The following is a 23,350-nucleotide window of genomic DNA, read 5'->3' as shown; positions in this document are numbered from 1 at the left end:
GACTTACCTCTGCTTCATCAATTTCTTCGTCCGTTCCAGCACGGGCTTGAGGAACTTGCCCGTGTATGAGGCCGGCACGGTACATATTCTCTCAGGCGTTCCCGTAGCGACGACGGTACCGCCGCCGCTGCCCCCTTCGGGACCGAGGTCGATGAGGTAGTCCGCCGTCTTGATGACGTCCAAGTTGTGCTCAATAACGACAACCGTATCGCCGCCGTCGACGAGGAGCTGCAGAACATTCATGAGCTTGTTAATATCCTCGCTGTGCAGGCCCGTCGTAGGTTCATCCAGGATATAAAGGGTCCTGCCCGTGCTGCGTTTGGACAGTTCCGTCGCCAACTTGACGCGCTGCGCTTCACCTCCGGATAAAGTTGTCGCAGGCTGACCGAGGCGTATATAACCGAGACCCACGTCGTGAAGGGATTGGAGTTTATTCAAAATGCGCGGCACGTTGGCAAAAAATTCGCAGCCTTCGCTGACGGTCATGTCGAGAACTTCCGCAATGGTCTTTCCCTTATACTTCACTTCCAACGTCTCCCGATTGTAACGGGCGCCGCGGCACACTTCGCAGGGCACATACACGTCAGGAAGAAAGTTCATTTCGATGCGAATAATACCGTCGCCGCGGCAGGCCTCGCAGCGGCCGCCTTTGACGTTAAAGCTGAAGCGTCCCGCCTTGTAACCGCGAATTTTTGCTTCCGCCGTCTGGCTGTAAAGCTGCCGTATGAAATCGAAGACGCCCGTATATGTAGCCGGATTGGACCGAGGCGTCCTGCCGATAGGGGCCTGGTCGATATTGATGATCTTGTCGATGTATTCGGTACCGCGAATTTCCTTGAACTCACCGGGCCGGTGAGGCGTGCCGTATACGGCTTCGGCCATACCTTTGTAGAGTATTTCATTGATCAGCGTCGACTTACCCGAACCGGACACGCCCGTTACAACGGTGAGCGTGCCGATGGGGACGGAAACGGAAATATTCTTCAGGTTATGCTCCCTGGCGCCGACGATTTCGATAAACGTACCGTTCCCTTTACGCCGTTTTTGCGGCAGGGGAATATACTTTTTCCCCGACAAGTACTGTCCTGTCAAAGATTTTTCGCAGGCCATGATTTCTTCAGCCGACCCTTGGGCCACAATGTGTCCGCCCTCTTCACCGGCAGCAGGACCCACATCGAGAATGCAGTCGGCCGCGCGCATCGTATCTTCATCATGTTCGACGACAATAAGCGTATTTCCCGCATCACGAAGCCGTTTCAAGGCGGCTAAGAGTTTATCGTTGTCCCGCTGATGCAGGCCGATAGACGGTTCATCGAGGATGTAGAGGACGCCGACAAGGCCCGAACCGATTTGCGTCGCCAGGCGGATGCGCTGCGCTTCGCCGCCGGACAGAGTTCCTGCCGTTCGCGACAGTGTCAGGTATTCGAGACCTACAGTCTGCAAAAAAAGGAGTCGCGCATTGATTTCTTTGAGAACCTGTCTGCCGATAAAGGCCTGCTTTTCCGTGAGCTTCAAATTTTGGAAAAATTCGACCATCTTCGTAATCGTCAATTCCGTCAACTCGTAAATATTGAGACCGCCCACTTTAATTGCCAAGGCTTCGGGCCGCAGGCGCGAACCGTGACACGTCGAACAGGGCTTGACACTCATAAATTCTTCAAACTGGGCCTGCATCATATCCGTCGACGCTTCCCGATAGCGGCGACGCACCATGGGCATGACGCCCTCAAAGGGAGTGGTAAAAGTTTTCACTTCACCGCGCAGGTTTTCATATTCGAATGTACATTCGTCATCGGAGCCCCGGAGGAGCTTTTCCTGCGTTTCTTTATCCAAGTCGGCAAAGCTGTTGTCGAGCGTGTAGCCCTTGGGTTTCAAAAGACCGCCAAGCTGGCGCATGAACCACGAGTTGGGATTACTGCTGAGCGCCGCCACGGCACCGTCCGCAAAGGACTTGTGCGCATCCGGAAGCACCAACCTTTGCTCCACTTCCATAGTACTGCCGATGCCGGAGCAGTCCGGGCAGGCGCCGAAGGGACTGTTGAAGGAAAAGAGGTGCGGTTCAATTTCGGGCAGACTGATATGGCAGTCCGGGCAGGCAAAATTTTGGCTGAACGTCAGCACTTCACCCGTATCGACGCGGAGAATACGTACAATACCGCCGCTTAATTTGGCCGCCGTTTCCAGGGAGTCGGTAAGGCGCGTCATAATATTTTCTTTTACGACCAGCCGGTCGATAATGACCTCTATAGTGTGTTTTTTATTCTTTTCCAAGGAAATGTCATCGGCAAGAAGGTAGATTTCGCCGTCTACGCGCACGCGCACATAGCCGTCTTTGACAAGTCCTGTCAAGATCTTCCGATGTGTTCCCTTGCGTCCGTCAACGACAGGTGCCATAACCATGATCTTCTGCCCGTCTCCCAGGGTAAAAACCGCATCGGTCATTTGCTCAATCGTCTGCTGGCGAATAGGTTTGCCGCAGGACGGGCAAAAAGCGTCACCTATGCGGGCATAGAGAAGGCGCAGGTAGTCGTAAATTTCCGTAACCGTCCCCACTGTGGAACGCGGATTGCGGCTCGTCGTCTTCTGATCGATGGAAATGGCAGGCGACAGGCCTTCTATATAATCGACGTCTGGCTTGTCCATTTGCCCCAAAAACTGCCGCGCATAGGCGGAGAGAGATTCAATGTAACGCCGCTGTCCCTCGGCATAAATCGTGTCGAAGGCGAGAGACGATTTTCCCGATCCGGACAGACCCGTAAAAACGACGAGCTTGTCCCGCGGAATGGTGACATCTATATTCTTTAAGTTGTGCTGCCGCGCACCTTTAATGATAATTTGTGATTCTGCCATAAATTATTTTTTACTCCCTTTATGTGTATCCTTCGCCCGTACGGCAGCCGATTTTTTGCGCCGCCGCGACGGATGGCGTACTTTGCGGACGAAACGCGTTGCCGGCATGTCTTCACCGGCCGCGTCTTTCGGCAGCGTGTCGTCATAACTCATGTCCGCCAACTGCTGCCGCAGCTCGCCCAAGCGGTCACGCAGGGCCGCGGCCTTTTCAAATTCCAGGCTCTTGGAGAAAGCCTTCATTTGCTGCGTCAGCGTGTGAATAACCTTGTGAAGGGCATCCTTTGTCAGTCCTTCCGTACCGGACCTGTAGGCCGTTTCTTCCTCGGACACCTTGGTCAGCTCAATAAGGTTGACCACTTCCTTGCGGACGGACTTCGGTGTAATGCCGTGCGCTTTGTTATACGCTTCCTGCACGGCGCGGCGTCGCTCCGTTTCACCGACGGCCCGCTGCATGGATCCCGTCACCGTATCGGCATACATGATGACCGTGCCGTTTTCGTTGCGTGCCGCCCGGCCCATAGTCTGAATGAGGGACGTATCGGAGCGCAGAAAGCCTTCCTTATCGGCATCCAGGATGGCGACAAGGGATACTTCGGGCATGTCGAGGCCTTCGCGCAGAAGATTGATACCGACGAGAACGTCGAAAACACCTGCGCGCAGATCGCGAATGATTTCGGCTCGCTCGATGGTCGCGATATCCGAATGGAGATAGCGCACGAGAACACCCATTTCCTTCAAATATTCCGTCAGGTCTTCGGCCATTTTCTTAGTCAATGTCGTCACGAGTACGCGCTCTTTCCTTTCGATACGTTTGCGGATTTCACCGAGCAGGTCATCCATCTGTCCCGTAACGGGATGAATTTCCACACGCGGATCGAGAAGACCTGTCGGGCGAATGATCTGCTGAGCCAGATTGGTCTGCACCTCCATTTCGTAGTCGCCCGGCGTGGCGCTGACGTAGACGATCTGATTGATGCGTTGTACAAATTCGTCGAAGTTGAGCGGCCTGTTGTCAAGGGCCGACGGCAGGCGAAAGCCGTATTCGACGAGGGATTCCTTGCGCGACCGGTCGCCGGCATACATGGCCCTCAGCTGGGGCAGTGTTACATGCGACTCGTCGACGAGGATGAGGAAGTCGTCCGGGAAATAATCAAGCAGCGTATACGGCGCCTCGCCGGCACGGCGGCCCGACAAATGACGCGAATAATTTTCAATGCCCGAACAGTACCCCATTTCTTCCATCATTTCCATGTCGTATTTCGTACGCTGCTCCAGGCGCTGCGCTTCAAGGAGACGTTCCTGCCCTCTGAGGATATGCAGGCGTTCGCGCAATTCGTCCTGAATGGTGCCCAAAGCACGCCGCATCTTCTCCTTCGTCGTCACATAGTGACTGGCCGGGTAGATAGCCACATGCTTGCGTTCGGCCAGGACTTCGCCTGTGAGAACATCGATTTCCGTCATTCTGTCGATTTCATCACCGAACATTTCAATGCGTATAACCGAGCTGTCGAAGGCGGCAGGAAAGACCTCTATCGTGTCGCCGTGGACGCGGAAGGTACCGCGCTGCAGTTCCATGTCGTTGCGCGTATACTGAATGTCGACGAGGCGACGCAAAATTTCGGTCTGCGACTTCTCCTGCCCCAGGCGCAGAGAGACGACGAGATCGCTGTAGTCTTCCGGGTCGCCCAAGCCGTAAATGCAGGAAACGGAAGCGACGATGATTACGTCGCGCCGTTCGAAGAGGCTCATTGTCGCCGAATGGCGCAGTTTATCTATTTCATCGTTAATGGCCGAATCCTTTTCGATGTACGTGTCCGTCGACGGAATATAGGCCTCCGGCTGATAGTAGTCGTAATAACTGACAAAATAACCCACTTCATTGTCCGGAAAAAAAGCCTTAAACTCACTGCACAGCTGGGCGGCAAGAGTCTTGTTGTGGGCAATGACGAGGGTCGGCTTCTGGACGGCTTCAATAAGCTTGGCCATCGTAAAAGTCTTACCCGTACCGGTCGCACCCAAGAGGACCTGCGCCCACTGACCGTTTTCTATGCCCTTCGTCAGGGACGCTACGGCCGCCGGCTGATCGCCCGTCATTCCGTAAGGCGCTTCTACGCGGAAAGGCCGGGATGTATCATAATCTTTATTACGTTCTTCCACATTCATAACAACCTCTGTTCACTTAACTCATAATAGCAGTTGTATCATATCACAAGAGCGAACATATGTACACCTGCAGAAAGAGTAAAAAACAGCTGCAGTACTGTTAGGCACCGCAGCTGCAAACACTTATTCCTTTGCCATCATTCGGGCTACTTTGTTGGCGAAGGCCACCGGATCATCCGGCAGAATGCCTTCCAATAAAAGGGCCTGGTCATACAGGAGGCCGCTGTATTCTTTCAATTCGTCCGAGGCCGCATCGGCGGCGTAGATTTTTTGCAGCCGTCCGAATAAATCGTGGTGCGGATTGATTTCCAAAATGCGACGCGCCTTCATAAAGGGGTTATCCGCGCCGGCAAAGGCCTGTTCCATAGCCAGCGACGGACCTGCCGCATCGGCGACGAGGCAGACGGCACCGGATTTGAGGCGGTTCGAAAGGCGCACGTCCGTAACCTTCGTGCCGAGAGCCTCTTTCACAGCTTTCAAAAGACCTTCATTGGTCTTGGCAATATCTTCGTTTTTCTTCTTCTCTTCCTTAAAAGCTTCATCTTCCAGGTCCAAGTCCCCGCGGCTGACGGAGTGGAAGGTCTTGCCGTCGTATTCACGAATGGCCTCAACGGCAAATTCATCTACCGGATCGAGGAGGTAAAGCACTTCCAAATCACGATCGCGGAGAAGCTCCGTCTGCGGCATGGCGTCAATCGTTTCTTTGTCCTTGCCCGTAGCGTAGTAAATCTTTTCCTGCCCGTCTTTCATGCGTTCCCTATATTCTTTCAGCGAAACAAGCTTCCCTTCTTTGGATGAATAGAAGAGGACGAGATTCTTCAGTTTATCCACGTTGTTTTCGCCGCTCATCATACTGCTGTAAATGCCGATTTTCAGAGATTTTCCGTATTCGTTCCAGAACCTTTCGTATTCTTCCCTGTTCTTTTCGAGCTTCCGCGCCAACGTCTTGAGAATGTTTTTTTCCAGGTTCTTGCCGATAAGCTTTACATTACGGCTCTGTTGTAAGATTTCACGCGAAATGTTGAGGGATAAATCGGGAGAATCGACAAGCCCCTTGACAAATCGCAAATAATCGGGCAAGAGGTCTTTGCACTTGTCCATAATAAAGACGTGACGCGAATAAAGCTGTACGCCCGGTTCAAAATCCGTATAGTACAGGTTATAGGGCGCACTGCCGGGAATGAAGAGGAGAGCCGTATACTCAACGGTTCCTTCAGCCTTTGTGTGGAAAATTTCCAAGGGATCTTCCCATTCATAAAATTGATGCCGGAAGAAGTCCTTGTATTCGTCCGTCGTGATGTCCGACTTGTTACGCGTCCACAAGGGCTGCATGGAATTGAGCGTTTTCAGTTCGTCTTTCTTAATCGGTTCGGCCCCTTCTACGACCTTACCGTCTTTATCTTTAACCGGTTCTTCTACAGTAACGTTCATCGTAATAGGATAACGAATATAGTCGGAATACTTTTTGACGAGGGCGGAAAGGCGGTCGCTGTCGGCAAAATTTTCTTCGCCCGAACCGGCAAATTCCGGTTTCAGCGTGAGTGTAATCGTCGTGCCGTGAGCTGTGACATCCGCTTCGTCCAGCGTATAAGCGCCGTCACCCGTCGATTCCCAGACAAAACCCTGAGATGTACCGGCTTTACGCGTTTCCACCGTAACCGAGTCGGCTACCATGAAGGCCGAGTAAAACCCGACGCCGAACTGGCCGATAAGTTCCTTGTCGGACAAATCCGAACCGCTTTCCTTCGCCTCACGGAGGCGTTCGAGAAAGGCTTTCGTCCCCGACCGGGCGATGGTGCCTAGGTCATTCACAATATCCTGCTTGTCCATGCCGATACCGTTATCGGCGATGGTAAGTTTATTTCCGTCCACGGCGAGGTGAATGGAAAACGAGTCGTTTCCTTCCAGCAGATCCCGATTCGTCAGGGACTCGTAATGAAGTTTGTCAATCGCGTCGGACGCGTTCGAAATCAACTCGCGCAAGAAAATTTCCCGATTCGTATAAATGGAATGGATCATCAAATCCAGTAACTGCTTCGTTTCCGCTTGAAACTCATGTCTTTCTTTAGCCATCTTCTTAACTCCCTTCTCCTTCGCACTCCCGCATGCAAGTGCCGATACGATATGTTTATCATATATCATAAAAGGCAAAAAGTCAAAGCCGGGTGATAAAAATGAGAACGTTTATACTGTTTTTTATTTAATCACAATCCAAATTATATTAATAACTCTATTACGTTCTTTTCAGTTTTATTAATACCGACATTTTTACCGACATTTCTGTTGTTCAAATTGTCAACTGCAGTTTTTTTTCAAATGGACAGGTTACGCCTTTATCCTATTACATGAGGAGTTTTTTTGTTTTCCTCATCGCTTACGCGCTTTTGAACCACGTGACAGTAGCGTGGTTTTCGGATATATAAAAACGATAGATTTTTAACTTTTCTATCGTCTTATATGGTTAATATTTAATTTTCAGTTCGACAAACCGGGATTTTACAAACTACATATTCTTAGCAAAATCAAAACGATGATTGATTTCTTTACTTAACATTACAAGTTTTTTTAAGATTTCAATTTTACAAATAAACATTACATAGCTATCACTGTCGATATCAATTGCCCCAACACAAAAGCCTTGTCTTTCCCATTTTTCATCTATGACTTTACACCATACAGGAATATCTTCATTTTCATCGAACCATGCAGCTTCGATATGCAAATTGTTATTATCTGCCAACTCTTTCATCCGAGAGACAAACTCGTTCAATGCCTCTTTCCAATCCAGTTCAACAGCATTCCCACCATCAATTAGCTCATCGACAATAGCAAACCATGCCATTTGATCAGTGTTTTCTTCGCTTTCTATTCAATAACTGTGTCGTTCTATATTTTTTTCGAAATATAGTTTTGGATTTTGAAAGCATAGACTTAAATTTGGCAGAATACTATTATCATCTGTAATCAATTTTGAAATTTCTATGTAAATTTCTTTGTTTAATTCTTTCTCTTTTTTTATCTTTGGTTCTTCTTGTTGTACTGTTTTTTTCTTAAAAAACCACATAGTTTTTCACCTCTAAAAATTCAAATTTGTTTGTTCTATTATACTAATATATCCATAACCCTATAAAGCCATAACAGAAGATATTACAATCTTGTAATCACAGTATTTTTATTAAGTTAGGCTTTGCCTTTTCCCTTAATATATTCTTCAATATCAAACAAATTCTTCTTATCATAATCCTCAAGCAGCTTGTAATTTTTATGCTTTGTAATATCAAACTTATCCGACAAAATAGTCTTACGCTATGAAACACAAATGATATTGTCATAGGGGAAACGCAAATGAAACCTGTTAAAATTTTGGTCCTATAATAAATGTTGGCGTACTCCAGAAATTTGTAGTACGCCAACATTTATTTATTGCAAAAAAATAGGCATATGACTCAACAGTAGTTACCGTTCAAGCGACAAAACCAAAACAGTAAGGAATTGAGCCTATGCCTAGTATTAATTATACTGAAAAAATTTTTAATATTTAAAGAGAATTATATAACAATGCAAGAGTATATCAAAGCAGAAAACACCTTCTATCTTTCACCTGACACTCCCGGTTGAGACACACCGGTGCCCTGTTTGTGGATCTGAGACGACATACCCTAGAGATTACCGTATGCGAAACGTCTTATTGGGACACCAAGGCTGTACAAAAGTAGTCGCTTACTACAGACAGCAAAGGAACTAATAATTAGTTTTGGCCTTCGTAATTTTGAACGATTTAGAGTCCGTATTCTTATTTTAAACGCAAAAGAACCGAAAAAGGTCATTTATAAGCCTGTTTTTAACTACTCCCACTCAATATGTCCATTGATTTTGTTTTATATAAACGGCATAAAATCAATGTTTTTGTTATCAGATTTAGCCTTATTATCCATTTATTTCTGTCTATCTGTTTTTTTTGCAAGCATATTGCAAGCACGAAACTATTCCTTAACTTTCCAATAACCCGTCTTGTTAGATCCTACTCGTTCTATATATCCATTTTCTTTCAAAAATCTAATGTTATTTTCGATAGCGGTTAGTCCTATACCTACAATTTTGGATAATTGTGCTTGAGTTACATTAGGGTTGTTTCTTATTTCTTCTAAAATCTGCTTTCGCCTTGAGTTTAAAAGGTTTTTATACCCCACTTTATTACCCACATTATCCCCCAACTTGTTTATCCAGTTAAAAGGAATATTAACGACGATTGAATTTTCTCTAAAATCAAACACATCTTTGCCATAGGTATCTATGATTTTAGGCACACCTCTTCCGGAACGCTCGCTAATATGGAGCTGTAAAAATATATCTGATAACTTTTGATTTACAGGAACAGACTCTCCCCTATAAAACCCTTCCATAGTTTGCTTCGGATCAAGTGTGCCTCTTGAGAGAATCTCTACACGGTTACTATATACCGTAATCATCGGTGCATTTCCATCAATCCACTTATTATGAACAAAGGCATTTATGACTGCTTCTCTAAAAGCACTCATGTCAAACAAAGCAACATCTTTTCTTGTAGTAATTCTTCTGCTTTCATCCGCTTGGATTATATTTATTACATCTGCATATTCTAAGACCTTATCTAAGCTTAATAAAATGCACGTGTTACCGAACTCTTTTACAGAGTATAGAGGACTTGCTTTAGTTTCTCCACTAAACACTGACACTCTTACAGGTACATGGCTATCATCTGACAATAATTGAGCCATCAAATTATACCTACCATCTTTAGTTAAAAGTCCAAGATTTTTCTTAAAAGTTTCGAATTTTAAAGAAATGCCTCTACCTGCATAATAAGTAAATAATCTCTCAAAAGTTAAATCTTGATATTCAGATTCAATACTCTCTATTGTTTTTTCTTTGTTGCTTAGTACTTCAAATAAATTAATTTCTCTATCAGGATATTTAGCAATATTAACTTTACTTGAACCTATTCTAATATACCTTATTCCATCAAATGAAGTTGGAATGTTTTTAGCCACAGGAATTTCTAATAGGACTACTCTCTTATTATCAAAATCCACTTCATGGAAAGAAAAGACAATATCCGGTTTCAACTGCCTTGCTAAATAATGTTCTAATGGCTCACCTTTAACATCTACTCTATAATTAAATTTAGTTCCTAAAACTTCATGGGTTTCATCATTTATACCCCAAATAAGATATGCATATTCCCGTCTGCAAATTGCAGCTGCGTTTGATAATGCAGATATATATTCTCCTATTCCATGCGCTTCGTACCAATTTTCTTTGAATTCAAACCACTCTTCTTCTGTTTGATGGCTTATTAAATTTTTAATGATTTCAAGATACTTATTCATAATTCTATCCCCCACTTTATTACCCATATTTATTATATCATAAGTAGGGGGAGAAAGTGGGTGATATTTTTTTTGACATTTAACGTACCATTATAAAACAATTTTTAAATACGCAACTAATAATCAAAAGTTTCAGTTGCATAAGGTTGTTGGGTTACAATAGATGTGAGACCAAGGAGGTATACAGAAGCGACCAAATCCCTTAGAATGCATTTAACACAAACTCATTACAAAGGAGATCGGTCGCCAGGCTAGTATAACACACACAAAGCGGTATTTGCCACACGAACTTTACACCCGTATCCATGCAGTCAAACTCTATCGAAACACAGGTGATCCAGGCTTTGTCCTGCGCCGCTATCACGTCTCTAAAGCCTCTCTCATGCGGTGGAATAAACGCTATGACGGTACCCCGGAATCTCTTGCCGACAAATCTCATCGCCCTCTTACGCCTCATCCAACCGCTCATACACAACAGGAGCTTACTTGGATTAAGAACCTTCATCGACGCAATCCCACTATCTCTGTCGGGGAGATGTACGGTAAGCTCAAGACACAAAAAGGCTATTCACGCCATCCGGGCCCTCTCTTTCGCGTATTTCAGCGTCTTGGCTTTCGTAAAAAGGCCTCTTCCTCCAAACCGCCTTATACCCCGCAGCATTATGACACACCCTCGAACCTCGGTGAGAAATGGCAAATGGATGTTAAGCGTGTGCCTGCTGCTTGTTACACGGCAGACGAGGATAGACACTTCTTCCAATACACGGTTCTGGACGAAGCTGCAAGGGAGCGCTTTATCTACGCCTATGAGGAGCAATCGAGCTATTCTACATGCGACTTCATCCGCCGGGCGATCGCTCACTTCGGGTATCTGCCGAAAATTATTCAAACCGATAACGGCGCTGAGTTCACTCACCTTGCTAAAACCAACCGCGTTCATCCCATGGATGCTCTCTGCCATAAGCTTGGCATAAAGCACCAACGTATTCGGCCTAGAACCCCACGGCACAATGGCAAGGTAGAACGCTCTCATCGCAATGACCAGAAACGCTTTTACAACACACTCAAATTTTACTCTCTTGATGACCTACAGATTCAGATGAAGCGCTATCTCTTTCGCTCCAACAATATTCCCACAAAGGTGCTCGCTCGGCCGGCTCTCTCCCTCCCAAAAACGTAAACAACTGCTTACTGATAAACCTATGTCTAAACCGCCTGCCCTTCCTACCAATATTATGGCTTTTATCAATGGTGTCGCTTCCTGACCTTTTTAAATTTTTGGTCTCACATCATTGACATTCCTACATTTTTCACGCTTAATTTTAGATAAATTTGCCATACTCCTACCTCACCTTATTTACAAGACTTTGAATTAAGTCTTTGTCTTCTATCTTAGTAATTCCAAAACTCTTTTTCCCTGCATCCTTAATTGACGCTCCAATGTGATAGACTTCAATTTTGTCTATAATTAAAAACCTATCGTGAAAATCTGTAGTATTTTTTACTGATAAATTCGGATATTGAGCATTAAATTTATTGATATCTTTTGTTGATAAATTCCCTTTACCGGCAGTTGTGATAACAACGTCTACACCTTTGTTTTTCTTACATAAAATATTAAGTGTGTTGATGTCAACATAGTTATCAATCAAGATTATTTCTTTCTTAGCCTTTTGAATAAGCCCGATAATAAAGCTGAAGGCATCATAGATTTGACCGTTAAAGAAGATGTTTTGTTTTACTTCGGTATTTGCTCCGATATAGTTAAATACTTCTTCTAGCTTCTTATCTATTTCTAATTGTTTTATCTCTACTCTATCAAGCCTGGCAAATATTTCATTATTCGAAAGTAAGAAATTACGCATTTGAACAAAGGCATCCATAATTTTTATACTAACATCTACTGCAATATCACTTTTAAGCACAGCTGAAAGCATAGCGATTCCTTGTTCAGTAAAAACATATGGCATATATCGTCTACCACCATAATTATTTGAACTTGAGCTTCCATTTTGGAATCTCAAGTTTTTATATTCATGTTCTGTTAATTGAAAACAAAAATGTTCAGGAAATCTTGATAAATTTCTTTTAACTGTTTTGTTTAAATTACCAGTGGTAACTTGATATAACTTCGCAAGATCACTATCAACCATTACCTGATTTCCTCTAACAGAGAAAATCAGGTTCTGTATTTCTATATTATCAACTATTACGATATTGTTATCTTCTGCCGTAGATACCTCCACAATTTACGACCGATTAATTTTTATCTAACTTGAGATCACAATTTGCGACCTCAAGTTTATTATTCATCTTTAGATTCTCTTATAATTGAAACCATATCTCCAAAATCAGCATTCAGTTTTGTTCCTATGCGATACAAAACATCCATACTTACAAACTCTCCTCTGCCCATTTTAGATACCGTTGCAGGAGATAATCCACAAGCTTCGGTCAGCTCTTTTTTATTCATATTCTTATCTATTAAAATTTTCCACAATCCATTATAGCTAACTTTCATATAATTACCTCTCATCTATAAGTTTATTAAGATTCTATAATAAATGTTAGGTAATACAGAAATCTGTAGTACACCAACATTTATTGCAGAAAAATAGGCATATAACTCAACAGTAGTTACCATTTAAGCGACAAAACCAAAACAGTAAGGAGTTGAACCTATGCCTGTGATTAATTATACTGAAAAATTCTTTAATATTAAAGAGAGTTATATAACAAAGCAAAAGTATATCGAAGCAGAAAACACTTTTAAACACAAAAGAGCCGAAAAAGGTTATTTACAGCCTGCTTTTAACTACTCCCACTCTTCTTTTTCTACTGTTCACTACATTCAAAACCGTTCAAAATAAAAGATTTTGGTTTATTTAATGCCGTGAAATTCGTTTCATTTTAGCTTGTTTTGAAATTGTTTTACCCGTTCCAGTCCCAGTTCCAGCTCCAGAATAAGATATATCCATAATTAAGCTAAAAGTTATTCTTTTGGCAATAATCTCTAACTACATCAAGCCAATTTTCATACCAATACCACTGTTTAGAAACTTTTACTCCATAATTGTATTTTTTATTTTTAGCATCTTTTACCTTCCATAATTGAGTATGGTAATGCATACTAAATGTAGAATAACCTTCATCATTCATCATTTTCACGATATCACTAGGCAAAAATTTTGCTTTCTCAACAGCCTTAACTAACACACGTTCTACATCTTTTGCTTTATCACTATCTGGAGAAATAAATTCTATTGCTTTATCTGCTTGATTAGCTCGATTTACTTGTATTGGAATATATACAATCCTGTAAGCATAGTATAATGATTTCAATTCTTCATCATCCAACTCAGATTCAAATGTTGCAATAAAATTCCTTACATTAGTCGGTATTTCATTTGTTGATTCTTTTCTTAATAACTGTTCCTGTTCGGGTGATATTGGAGAAAATTGAATTGCTAAGCTCAAATTATCTTTTATACTATGCTTATCCCCAAACATTTTGATTATCTCTCTATTATAGTTTAATGCACATGCTTGTAATTTAGCTCCAATATATTCATCAATGCTATCCGTTTTCTGGTGTTCAATTTCATGTCTTATTCCAATTAAAAACCTGAGATTATTTGCTGTACCTTTATCTAATGGAGAAGTTTGTTCATTGATACACCTTTCTAACTCCCAATGTTTATATGCACCATTTTTTGTCCTGTCATATCTTTTCCGTTTCCCTTTCATATGAAAATATCTATAGTCTATACCTTCCTTGCTATAATAAGCATGCATAAGATATGTCCAAGAAATAATTGCAGTGATTATAAACATCTCGGACTTAAATTTAATTAAAGGGTTGTTATAAATTTGTACAGCAGATACCATTGCTTCTTTTGATTTATCAAGCAACGCATTAGTTATTGATCTACCCATCTTAAACCCTCCAACTTCATTACAAGCCTAAAACTTCTCTGTTCATTATTTCAATCGCTTTTTGCTCTTGCTTATAAGCATGATATCTTAATTCATTTGCCTTATTGATTAAGCTTAAAATTGAATTATTTATAGTATCCTCTTTAAAAACAGGAATAACCACATCCCCTAATTGTTTATCCGTAATTTCATCTACAACAGAACCGTATATTTGCCTTTTCATTAACTCTTTTCCATATTCAGATGCCAACCATGTAAAAATCAGCCCATGATATGATTTTTTGGACGAAATTCTAATAACATGATCGCTAGAAATCCAATTTTGCCAATGTTCTGGTGCAAGCATAACTCTACCAACAGATCCGCTTCTCGTTACTAAAACATCATTTTTTTCTATTGCAATATTTCTAATCAATTTATCTGAATAATGTTTTATAGATAAAAATTTTTTACTACTCGGATCAAGCTGATTTATTTCTTTCCCTCCTAAAAATACTTTTCCGTTTCCTTTTTCCACATAAATTCGTTTGAACCTTCCTGGTAATATTATTTTTTCTGTAATATCTTCACTATTCAAATTTTTTACAATTGCTTTTTTACTTATATATCTTTCAATAACTTCGATTAAAGGAATATGGTAACTTCCCTCTAATCTTCCGTCTAAATCACTTAATTTAGTTGAAAAAGAGTTGATTCCCCTACTGTATGAAAAAGCTTCTTTCTTTAAATCATCAATAGTCGGAAGTTCTAACGCATCTATTAATAGTCTTGTAGCTTCATCAATCAAATCATTTGATTCATCTCTTTTACTATATGAATCTATAACTAAATCATGAATTTTCTTTTTCAAAAGATATGGTGGGTTCGGAATAATCAATTCATCCATGTGTGAAGCTTCAATGTGACTAATTACAGAACCATATTTATTAGAAATAAGTATCGCTCTACCTATACTTGTTTTTAGAAAAGTATAGAAAAACCCATTGTCTACCTCTTCTTTAAATCTAACTCTTAATAAATCATGAGAAAAAATCTGGTTATCAGTAGTTTTATTTACCATACTAACATTTCCAATTGTGCCGCTACAAGTAATTAATACTTGCCCTTTTTTTACTCTTAATTTATCAATATTCGTTTTTGTCAATTTTGAAATATACCCATCTATAGTTGGGTACACATCTAATATTGAACTTGGTTGATATATCGGATAATCTGATTTTTCTAACCAAAGCCTTTTAAATCTTGGACATGTGAAACATTCAGCAAAATCCTCTTCTAAACTCAAATATTTATAATTATATCTAGTTTTTTTCACAATTTCTCGTGCATGTTTAGCTTCAATATCAAAAACTGAAGCTTCCAATCTTTTTCCATTACTTAATATGTCACTTAAGCTTACTATTGACCAACTTAACTCATCCTTAGAAATCTGAGGATTTGAATAATCTGCTTTTTCTGTTATTCTACTCGCTAACGCTACCATGATATCCCCTCACTTCTTTTCCAGTTTTCAAAAATACTTGGTACAAGAAGAGTTTGATCATCTACTATTTTTTCTTTACTTTCAACTTGAGCAGTTTTTTCTCCTGTCGATATTTCATCAAGTTTCAGAATGTTCTGTTTTTCTGGAATTAATATCTCATTCCCCTCTTCATCACGCTTAAAAAGTGTGTTTCCACGTTTATCATGACCAATTTTATCGACTATAGCCATATAAATGTTATAGTCTGCCATCAAACCATTTTTCTCTTCTTTTAATATTTCATCAGCTTTTTTCTTTTGTAAAATTAACACAGATGTTTGAGTTCCGTTTCTCGGTTGAAATGTGTCTTCATGAAGATCTATACTAGCAATAATTTTAGTATACTTAATCAGCCATTCTCTAATATAGCCTGTTCCAGGTGAACCAAGTAAGGCATCAGGTAGTACAATCCCCATTCTTCCACCAGGTTTCAAAAATTGCCAACAACGCTCTATAAACAGTATTTCTGGAGATACCGAACTCTGATACTTATCAGTAATAGTCCAACGACCAGTTTTCTTATCTTGTTTCCAAATTCTCGCCAAATCAAATTGGCTTAATATGGCATGATCTTTAATTGGTATCTTACTTCCGAATGGTGGATTTGTAACAATAACATCAAAATATCCTATGCTATCTTTATTGATAAGTGTTTTCTTATCTATCTGCAAAGCTGCTGACAATCTTGTTTTAAAATCATCTGTCCATTCATGTGGTTGAAGTAAAGAATTGTTTTGCAAAATATTACCACTACCATCATTATTCATTACCATATTCATTTTTGTGGCTTTAACCAAATCAGGATTTATATCAAATCCAAAATAATTATTCATAGCCATATCTGAAATTTTGTCTTGAAAGGCTTTCTTTTCAAAATCATCCCATTCAGATTTTAACTTGCCAGTTTCTTTTTCAAATTCTATCCTCAGTTGCTTCATCGCATAGGTCATTGCAGTTACCAAAAATCCACCTGTACCGCAAGAAGAATCCAATACCTTTTCATCGATAGTCGGATTTATCATTTCTACTACCATCGCCATAACATTTCTTGGTGTAAAAAACTCTCCCCTATCGCCACGCAAATTTGCACCAACAATTTCCTCGTAAGCTTTTCCCTTAATATCAATTCTTGTATTAAGTAAACTGTATTTTTGAATCTCACTAACAATATATGATAATGTTCTGGGGTTAAGTTTTATAGTGTCATTAGGATCAAAAATTTTTGCATTCTTTTTTTCTTTTTTTACGCGGTCAAATATTTTTTCAATTCTATTTTTAACCGTTAATTGTCCATCTGAATTAGAGCGTTCTTCGCTCGTTGCGTAAAATTCAAGAGCCTTTGGGATATTTCTTTCATCTTCAATTTTGCAAAAAATAACTTTAAGCAACTCAAAAAATGCCGGCTGTTTTTGCATACCTTCATTTACATAAATGTGATTGTGGCAAGTCTTAAATGTAAATAAAAGATTGTCATCTGATGCATTCTTAAGTGAAGCTCTCTTCGGACGATTGATATCATCAATATTGCCATCTGCAGATGGTATATCATTGTAATCCATAAACTGAATTACACCTTTATCATCAGTAAATTTTTTAAAGACAAACTTTTCTTTACTATTTGTCCACATCCCCCATTCAGCATTAGGGCAAGCGGACATATATGATTTTAATTGAGCCACACCATCCTTAGCATTATTAGCTTCTATTTTTTCACTTTTGCATTCAATTATTATCTTAATATTTTCTTGTTTTTTATCTGTTTCTTCATCAGGAAAAATTACAATGTCAGCTCTTTTCTTCCCAGAACCTATTTGTACAGTATATTCAACACATATTCTATCTCTTGAGTATTTATGTTCATTGACAAGTCTTTTTTCAACAGTTTGTCTTACATATTCTTCTGGCGTATCATTTCTAAATTTACCATCAATATAATCACAGATTTTACCATCTGGAATAATTATCACTTTCGTTTCCATTTATCTTCCTCCGATTTTATGTTGAATTTTCATAATATCTCCAACCTCAACATTCAACGCAACGCATATCCTTGCTAATACATCAAGGTCTATTCTTTTCACTTTGTTATTTGCATAGGAGTTTAACTGACGTCTTTGCAACTTTGCATTTTCTTCCAACCAATTTTTACTTAAATTCTTTTCACTAAGCACATCATCTATCAAAAATATAATTTCATTACTCACCACTTATACCTCCTATATTTTAAAATATTATACCACATCTAATAACTTCTTACAACTGTTAAAATATACAGCTGTAAAAAGTTATTAGTGCTTCATTCGTTGTAAATCATTTCGTCCTCTTCAGCAACAGCAAATGAATATCCCATAACTCTTTTGAGAATTTCTTAATAGATTCCTTCATATCATCAATATCGCTTTTATAAATTACTCCTGTTTGATTTACTCTCTTGGCAATCTGATTTAATTTATTTGTGGCAGCGAATAATGTTCCGTATAAATCTCTCAAAGGCTTCATGTCAACTTCATAAATTTCCTTTTCTAAAACTGTTTTTCGTATAAAGTGGCTCATACTTCTCGCTCCACTTTCTTCTTTTTTCCTTTCAAATAATTCTTTTTCTTTATCTGTTAAATTAAATCTCAACCTTATATTTCTTTTTCTATTTTCCATCTTAAATATCCTCCTTCTATTAAGTTTTGGGGTCTTAGGGTTCTCCCTAACAAGCTAAAAATGTTGCTCGAAATTAAATCTTCGATTTGATTTCTGAAGTTATTTTTCCGTAAGTGTACACACACTTACTGTGCTTGCTATTAAAGTTAATGTTTCATTCCATTTATCAAGCTTCTTCATGCTCTTAACTATCGCAGAAATACCCCATGCTTCGTTTAGGTAAATTCTATAAAAGTTAAAAATTGTCGCTACCACTACCTCACTACCTTGTAATACGGGTAGCAAAGTAGCGGTAGCGGACTTTTTCAAAACTCTTAGAATGGTATATCTTCAGCATTAACCTCCACAAAATCTGTATTAATATTTCGTTTATAAAACTTCTTGCTAACCCGAACCACACCGTCAATTCTTACCTTCTTACTTTTTACAGAGGGTTCAAGTTTCCATTCATCTGACATTTCGTTTGCCATTAATTCCGAAAATACTTTTTCATTGGTTTCAGGGTATCTACTTGTAAATTCAGCAGAGCATAACAAATCTGGAGTGTCTGATTTTGTAGATTTCCATTCCATAAAGTCTAAGAAGTTTTAAACGTGTCTGTTCTCACTCTTATGTGTTTGAATAACAAAATCCAAATCCGAACGCAACTCTTTCGGCAAATAGAAATCATGAAGTTTATTTTCATAAAGATAGACAGCTTCTGCAATAGCTCCTTCAAAATCCTGTTTTATGATTTCCTCATGTTCTTTTCTTGTGATAGTTTCCAATACCGGATATTTTTCAGGATCATACATTAACGGAATTTGTATATTTTCAGCATTAACCTTTACAGGTAAATATCTTCTTTCACCGGAAAAATCTCCTAAAAATGTTGCATCATTTGTAGTCGCAATCAGTATGCAGGTTCGTTTTACATCTGTTGAAAATCGTTCATATGGAAGTCTTACTGTGCTTGTTCTTGCAGATATAAACAGCTTAGCTTCATCAGCACTTTTTGCATTTCTAAGAGCGACAAATTCTTCAAGCTCAACAACAATCTTTCCTACCAAATTGCTGACGGCATCTTTCCCTTTTATATTGTTTAGCGAGCAATACCATTCGGGAAACAGTGCCAGTTTTTCAATAAATGAAGTTTTTCCAACACCCTGCACCCCCGTAAGAACCATCAGTTCATCAAACTTACATCCGGGATTAAACGCTCTTTTTACCATGCCGACCAAGATATGTTGCATAATCCAGGAATTTAATTTTGTATCTTCTGCTCCAAGGTATTTTGGAAGCAATTTAGATATATAACTTTCACCATCATACGTAAGCGACTTCATATACATAGCTGGAAGATTTACTGCTCTTTTATGAGCAATAAAGGTTATAGCATCGTCCATTCGGTTTTTAGAATACTTAATTCCAAATTCCCTTTCTATTTCCGCCCCTAAAAAATTTGTTAAATGGTCATTCCATTTTCTGATCTCATTTTCTTTCTGTTTTTCTCCCTTAAGCATTCCAAAAAGCCTGACTGTCATGCTGCATGTATCAAAGAAAATTGTTCCGTCTATTATCTTCTCTTCTTTACAGAACAACGGATTTACAAGCACAGTAATAAGATTAGTAGTATTACTTTTTAATTGTCCCTTATCGGTATATTCAAGTTCTCTATTTAGGTAATCTGATAATTCATCATCACTAAATTTTAGCCAGTCATTCACGGTTATCACCTACACTTTTTCTGTGATAGTTATAATCCCAGTATCTCTGATTTCCATATTGAGTCGCTTTTTTAATACTATCTTCCAAATATTTGATATAAGCCGCTTCATTTTTTCTTTTACTTCTGTCATCGCTCCGATTTAAAGCAGACATTAAAAATATCTCTTTTATCAAAGCTTCATCACCATGTGTATAGCTATTTAATAATAGCAACAGCAAAAAATCATCTTTGCTGGCATCTCCGCTTGCTATTGTTCCTTCAAATAAACCTTTAGCTTTTCTATTATGCTTACACATCGTTTCTATGATTTTAGGTATATCAGGCAGTGTATCATTATCTGATTGAGATGCTCTTATTTGCTCTCTAACGCTCTTTTTAGGCGCAAAACACTCATAGTATCTATCAATCTCACTCTGCTTATCTATGATGTTATTTGATATTCCATCAATGCTATTTCCAGTCATAGCGATACATCTGTTGTTTTGATACATTTCCACTTTCTCAATTTGGTTATTGAAATTGTCAGCAATTTCCCCTTTTGCAAAAATATGAAGTCCTTTACCGGATTGAGAAATTTCAATATAAGTGTCATGAAAATCTCTGAAAAACCTTTCTCTCATATCACAAGATACATTATCCAAGTCAATACAAAGAAATGGATCATCCATGCTTAGTACAAAAGACAATCCATCTGAGCCACTACCCTCTATATTATTAACAGCTGTTTCAAAATCTGCCCATTGTTCTTTATTATTCCAGTCATCAGATTTGAAAGTAATTGGACTCACAGGAAGCTTGAGTATTTTTTCCTTCCCTTTCAAATCTATTTTTCTGATTCTCTTAAACCATAACCATTGTTTATACTGTCTTAATTCCATCGGAATATTTTGTTTATACTGTTCCGCTTTTATCATGTTGTCCTCCAATCTATAGTTGATGACAAAAGTACAACCTGATAAAATAATCTTGTCAGGGATGAAATACCAAGTTGTACTTTCATCTTGCCTTTGGTCTTTTGGCTAAAGGCTTTTTTCTTGTTTAATCTCTTCATAAATCTCCAAAACATACAGCAAAATGTCCTGTGCTTCTTCATCTAATTTTCCGAACTTTTTAATTACTCTTGCCAACTGAAATATCTCTTTTGCTATGGCATCTAAAACTCTATAATCAGCTGTAATATTTATCTTGTGTTCACCAAGAAGTTGTATAAAGTAGTCCTGTTTTGACAGTCCGCTTATTTCGACTTGCTTATTTATCAAATCATATTCTTCCTGAGAAACTCTGAAATTCAAGATGCGATTACGCTTTCTGTTTTTCTCGTTCTTTATCTTCTTTTCTTTAATCTGCTTTGTCCTTTTTTGTAGAGATTCCGGTCTAAACATTTTCTTCATCCTCTTTCAATAAATCTTCCCAATCATTTTGTGTTTTTACTCTCACCTGTGTTAGCGAATCTGCCATTTCTTTCTGCTTACTAGGAAAAAGATGTGCATATCTGTAGGTAATATCAATTGACTCATGCCCGACTCTATCAGCGATAGCTGTTGCAGAAAAACCAAGTTCAATTAGAAGAGATACGTGGGAATGCCTCAAATCGTGCACTCTAATCCTTTTAACATCTGCTTTTTTTGCTCCTCTATCCATTTCATGGTGCAGATAGCTTTCTGAAAAAGTAAATATCAAATCTTTTGGTTTCAATTTATAAAAGCCGTCCAAATATGTTCTTACTTCTTCCGCTAAGAAATCCGGCATTGCTATTTTACGAATACTCTTTTTTGTTTTCGGCGGTGTAATAACATTCTCTCCATCAATTCTTTGCAAAGATTCATCAACCCTAATAGTATTGGTATTAAAATCAAACTTATCCTTCGTTAAAGCTAATAATTCTCCCATTCTAAGTCCACACCAATACAGTATTTCAAAGGCATAGAAGGATTGAGGCTTATCCTTAACCGCTTCAATAAATCTTTCATATTCCTCTTGTGTCCAGAATGACATTTCTTCGGCTTCTTTTTCTCCCATTGTCCCTACATCTCTGGCTACATTGGTTTTTAGACTGTAATATCTGCATGCATGATTTAAAACGCTGCTAAGCTGAGCATGAATTGTTCTAAGGTAAGTCGGAGAATAGTTTTGTCCTTTGTCATCTTTAATTTTCATCAACTCATTTTGCCACTGAATTATCGTTACATTTGTAATATCGTTTAACAATAAATCCCCCATATAAGGCATGATTTTTGTTTTAACAATGGCTTCTTTCGTTCTCCATGTATTTTCTCTTATGCGTGGTTTCTTATCCCTCTTGTAAAGTTTAAAGAATTCTCTAAAAGTCATTTCAACAGTTCCGGCTTGCTCATTTAAAAATTCTTTTTCCCAATTTAAAGCTTCTTTCTTAGTAGAAAAGCCCCGCTTCTTCTTAAATAATTTTTCACCTTTCCAATTCATAGTTTTTGCAAGGTTCTGCATCCATGTCTTGAGATAGGACGAGCGTCAATCTAAATATCTTGCGTTTTAACAGTTCATGTTTGAACTGTATATCCGTATTATAGTAGTTCATTTTCGTTCTGTCAATAGTGGTTATAAAATTTATTCTTTAATATCAGGCTTTATTACAACAGTCCTTTAAAATATATACAGAACACTTCTGTTGTGTTTAATTGTGAAATATGGTAAAATATAATAGAATATTTAAAAAAGAGAGGTGTCCTGAAATGATTTCTGGTAAGAAATTAAAACAAATTCGCTTGTTCAGAAAACTAACACAGAAAGAACTTGCTATCATGTCTGGACTAACTGATGCAGCAATCCGTAACTACGAATTAGGAAATAGATCCCCAAATATAGAACAACTAAGAAAAATTGCAGATGCCCTTGAGTGTGATATATCTGCTTTAATTGACCATGAGCCTAATTCTATTTTTGAGATAATGCATATTATTTTTGACTTTGAAAAGGAAATGAAATTTAGACCACTTGCAGGGCAAGGTGAACCAACTGCCCTTTTATCTCATAATCCTCACTTTAATGACTTTTTAGTAGAATGGGATGAAATGAGAAAGAAACACTATAACGGTGAAATTTCTGATGAAGAATTAGAAGACTGGAAGCTGTCGTTCCCTAAGAAATCGAGATTTTTGAAAAAGAGGTGATTCT

The 23,350-nt window shown here is 39.2% G+C and carries 20 protein-coding genes; 3 read left to right on the top strand and 17 right to left on the bottom strand.

Annotated features, from left to right (window positions below):
- Positions 1-3 precede the first annotated feature (3 nt).
- The 5 genes from uvrA to BQ2674_RS00980 all read right to left on the bottom strand — a co-directional run bounded on the left by uvrA (position 4) and on the right by BQ2674_RS00980 (position 10,382).
- The gene (gene uvrA, locus BQ2674_RS01005) at positions 4-2,850 is read right to left on the bottom strand and encodes an excinuclease ABC subunit UvrA (protein ID WP_075572019.1); all 2,847 of its coding nucleotides are present in this window, start codon (positions 2,848-2,850) and stop codon (positions 4-6) included.
- Between the two features lie 3 nt (positions 2,851-2,853).
- A complete protein-coding gene (gene uvrB / locus BQ2674_RS01000) occupies positions 2,854-5,013 on the bottom strand; it encodes an excinuclease ABC subunit UvrB (RefSeq protein ID WP_075572018.1) in 2,160 nt (719 codons plus the stop codon).
- A gap of 123 nt (positions 5,014-5,136) precedes the next feature.
- Positions 5,137-7,086 (bottom strand): molecular chaperone HtpG, encoded by a 1,950-nt coding sequence (gene htpG / locus BQ2674_RS00995; protein ID WP_075572017.1) that lies wholly within the window; start codon positions 7,084-7,086, stop codon positions 5,137-5,139.
- A gap of 430 nt (positions 7,087-7,516) precedes the next feature.
- On the bottom strand, positions 7,517-7,882 hold the full coding sequence (locus tag BQ2674_RS08455; RefSeq protein ID WP_316244728.1) for a DUF6630 family protein: 366 nt from the start codon (positions 7,880-7,882) through the stop codon (positions 7,517-7,519).
- A 1,114-nt stretch (positions 7,883-8,996) separates the two neighbouring features.
- Complete coding sequence (locus BQ2674_RS00980) at positions 8,997-10,382, bottom strand: RNA-binding domain-containing protein (protein ID WP_075572016.1); 1,386 nt, start codon at positions 10,380-10,382, stop codon at positions 8,997-8,999.
- Between the two features lie 238 nt (positions 10,383-10,620).
- On the opposite strand from BQ2674_RS00980, the gene BQ2674_RS08350 reads away from it, so the two are divergent.
- Positions 10,621-11,562, top strand: a complete 942-nt coding sequence (locus tag BQ2674_RS08350) for a DDE-type integrase/transposase/recombinase (protein ID WP_143696386.1) — start codon at positions 10,621-10,623, stop codon at positions 11,560-11,562.
- 163 nt (positions 11,563-11,725) lie between these two features.
- Here the strand turns inward: BQ2674_RS08350 and BQ2674_RS00965 are convergent, their stop codons facing one another.
- Entirely contained in the window at positions 11,726-12,628 is a 903-nt protein-coding gene (locus tag BQ2674_RS00965; RefSeq protein ID WP_075572014.1) for an ORF6N domain-containing protein, read from the bottom strand.
- 59 nt (positions 12,629-12,687) lie between these two features.
- A complete protein-coding gene (locus BQ2674_RS00960; protein ID WP_075572013.1) occupies positions 12,688-12,903 on the bottom strand; it encodes a helix-turn-helix domain-containing protein in 216 nt (71 codons plus the stop codon).
- A gap of 160 nt (positions 12,904-13,063) precedes the next feature.
- On the opposite strand from BQ2674_RS00960, the gene BQ2674_RS00955 reads away from it, so the two are divergent.
- Complete coding sequence (locus BQ2674_RS00955; protein ID WP_075572012.1) at positions 13,064-13,252, top strand: hypothetical protein; 189 nt, start codon at positions 13,064-13,066, stop codon at positions 13,250-13,252.
- A gap of 115 nt (positions 13,253-13,367) precedes the next feature.
- On the opposite strand, the gene BQ2674_RS00950 is transcribed toward BQ2674_RS00955, so the two are convergent.
- From BQ2674_RS00950 to BQ2674_RS00910, 10 genes are all read right to left on the bottom strand, one after another.
- On the bottom strand, positions 13,368-14,318 hold the full coding sequence (locus tag BQ2674_RS00950) for a DUF3644 domain-containing protein (protein ID WP_075572011.1): 951 nt from the start codon (positions 14,316-14,318) through the stop codon (positions 13,368-13,370).
- 19 nt (positions 14,319-14,337) lie between these two features.
- Entirely contained in the window at positions 14,338-15,801 is a 1,464-nt protein-coding gene (locus BQ2674_RS00945) for a restriction endonuclease subunit S (RefSeq protein ID WP_075572010.1), read from the bottom strand.
- On the bottom strand, positions 15,795-17,819 hold the full coding sequence (locus tag BQ2674_RS00940) for an N-6 DNA methylase (protein ID WP_075572009.1): 2,025 nt from the start codon (positions 17,817-17,819) through the stop codon (positions 15,795-15,797). Before BQ2674_RS00940 ends, BQ2674_RS00945 begins: the two co-directional genes overlap by 7 nt.
- Positions 17,820-18,044, bottom strand: coding sequence for a helix-turn-helix domain-containing protein (locus BQ2674_RS00935; protein ID WP_075572008.1), 225 nt, complete (start codon positions 18,042-18,044; stop codon positions 17,820-17,822).
- Positions 18,045-18,150: 106 nt separating this feature from the next.
- On the bottom strand, positions 18,151-18,492 hold the full coding sequence (locus BQ2674_RS00930; RefSeq protein WP_075572007.1) for a plasmid mobilization protein: 342 nt from the start codon (positions 18,490-18,492) through the stop codon (positions 18,151-18,153).
- A 314-nt stretch (positions 18,493-18,806) separates the two neighbouring features.
- Positions 18,807-19,064, bottom strand: coding sequence for a hypothetical protein (locus BQ2674_RS08450; protein ID WP_205407600.1), 258 nt, complete (start codon positions 19,062-19,064; stop codon positions 18,807-18,809).
- Between the two features lie 15 nt (positions 19,065-19,079).
- Complete coding sequence (locus BQ2674_RS00925) at positions 19,080-20,198, bottom strand: VapE domain-containing protein (RefSeq protein ID WP_205407599.1); 1,119 nt, start codon at positions 20,196-20,198, stop codon at positions 19,080-19,082.
- The gene (locus tag BQ2674_RS00920) at positions 20,191-21,114 is read right to left on the bottom strand and encodes a DNA primase (RefSeq protein ID WP_075572006.1); all 924 of its coding nucleotides are present in this window, start codon (positions 21,112-21,114) and stop codon (positions 20,191-20,193) included. The genes BQ2674_RS00925 and BQ2674_RS00920 overlap by 8 nt, the downstream gene beginning before the upstream one ends.
- 105 nt (positions 21,115-21,219) lie before the next feature.
- Entirely contained in the window at positions 21,220-21,582 is a 363-nt protein-coding gene (locus BQ2674_RS00915) for a plasmid mobilization protein (protein ID WP_040461086.1), read from the bottom strand.
- Positions 21,575-22,642 (bottom strand): site-specific integrase, encoded by a 1,068-nt coding sequence (locus BQ2674_RS00910; RefSeq protein ID WP_235828779.1) that lies wholly within the window; start codon positions 22,640-22,642, stop codon positions 21,575-21,577. The genes BQ2674_RS00915 and BQ2674_RS00910 overlap by 8 nt, the downstream gene beginning before the upstream one ends.
- Positions 22,643-22,863: 221 nt before the next feature.
- Between BQ2674_RS00910 and BQ2674_RS00905 the strand changes: the two genes are divergently transcribed.
- Positions 22,864-23,346, top strand: coding sequence for a helix-turn-helix domain-containing protein (locus BQ2674_RS00905; RefSeq protein ID WP_235828778.1), 483 nt, complete (start codon positions 22,864-22,866; stop codon positions 23,344-23,346).
- Positions 23,347-23,350 lie beyond the last annotated feature (4 nt).

Origin of the sequence: Megasphaera coli (genome assembly GCF_900095855.1) — a bacterium.
Classification (GTDB): Bacteria; Bacillota; Negativicutes; order Veillonellales; family Megasphaeraceae; genus Megasphaera; species Megasphaera massiliensis_A.
The sequence above is the reverse complement of the archived record's forward strand: the minus strand, read 5'-3'. Positions and strand labels throughout refer to the sequence as shown.

Excerpts from the sequence above, each read along its gene's own strand:
- uvrA (WP_075572019.1), bottom strand. The coding sequence starts at position 2,850 with ATGGCAGAATCACAAATTATCATTAAAGGTGCGCGGCAGCACAACTTA.
- uvrB (WP_075572018.1), bottom strand. The coding sequence starts at position 5,013 with ATGAATGTGGAAGAACGTAATAAAGATTATGATACATCCCGGCCTTTC.
- htpG (WP_075572017.1), bottom strand. The coding sequence starts at position 7,086 with ATGGCTAAAGAAAGACATGAGTTTCAAGCGGAAACGAAGCAGTTACTG.
- BQ2674_RS00980 (WP_075572016.1), bottom strand. The coding sequence starts at position 10,382 with ATGAATAAGTATCTTGAAATCATTAAAAATTTAATAAGCCATCAAACA.
- BQ2674_RS00960 (WP_075572013.1), bottom strand. The coding sequence starts at position 12,903 with ATGAAAGTTAGCTATAATGGATTGTGGAAAATTTTAATAGATAAGAAT.
- BQ2674_RS00955 (WP_075572012.1), top strand. The coding sequence starts at position 13,064 with ATGCCTGTGATTAATTATACTGAAAAATTCTTTAATATTAAAGAGAGT.
- BQ2674_RS00950 (WP_075572011.1), bottom strand. The coding sequence starts at position 14,318 with ATGGGTAGATCAATAACTAATGCGTTGCTTGATAAATCAAAAGAAGCA.
- BQ2674_RS00945 (WP_075572010.1), bottom strand. The coding sequence starts at position 15,801 with ATGGTAGCGTTAGCGAGTAGAATAACAGAAAAAGCAGATTATTCAAAT.
- BQ2674_RS00940 (WP_075572009.1), bottom strand. The coding sequence starts at position 17,819 with ATGGAAACGAAAGTGATAATTATTCCAGATGGTAAAATCTGTGATTAT.
- BQ2674_RS00930 (WP_075572007.1), bottom strand. The coding sequence starts at position 18,492 with ATGGAAAATAGAAAAAGAAATATAAGGTTGAGATTTAATTTAACAGAT.
- BQ2674_RS08450 (WP_205407600.1), bottom strand. The coding sequence starts at position 19,064 with ATGGAATGGAAATCTACAAAATCAGACACTCCAGATTTGTTATGCTCT.
- BQ2674_RS00920 (WP_075572006.1), bottom strand. The coding sequence starts at position 21,114 with ATGATAAAAGCGGAACAGTATAAACAAAATATTCCGATGGAATTAAGA.
- BQ2674_RS00915 (WP_040461086.1), bottom strand. The coding sequence starts at position 21,582 with ATGTTTAGACCGGAATCTCTACAAAAAAGGACAAAGCAGATTAAAGAA.
- BQ2674_RS00910 (WP_235828779.1), bottom strand. The coding sequence starts at position 22,642 with ATGAATTGGAAAGGTGAAAAATTATTTAAGAAGAAGCGGGGCTTTTCT.
- BQ2674_RS00905 (WP_235828778.1), top strand. The coding sequence starts at position 22,864 with ATGGTAAAATATAATAGAATATTTAAAAAAGAGAGGTGTCCTGAAATG.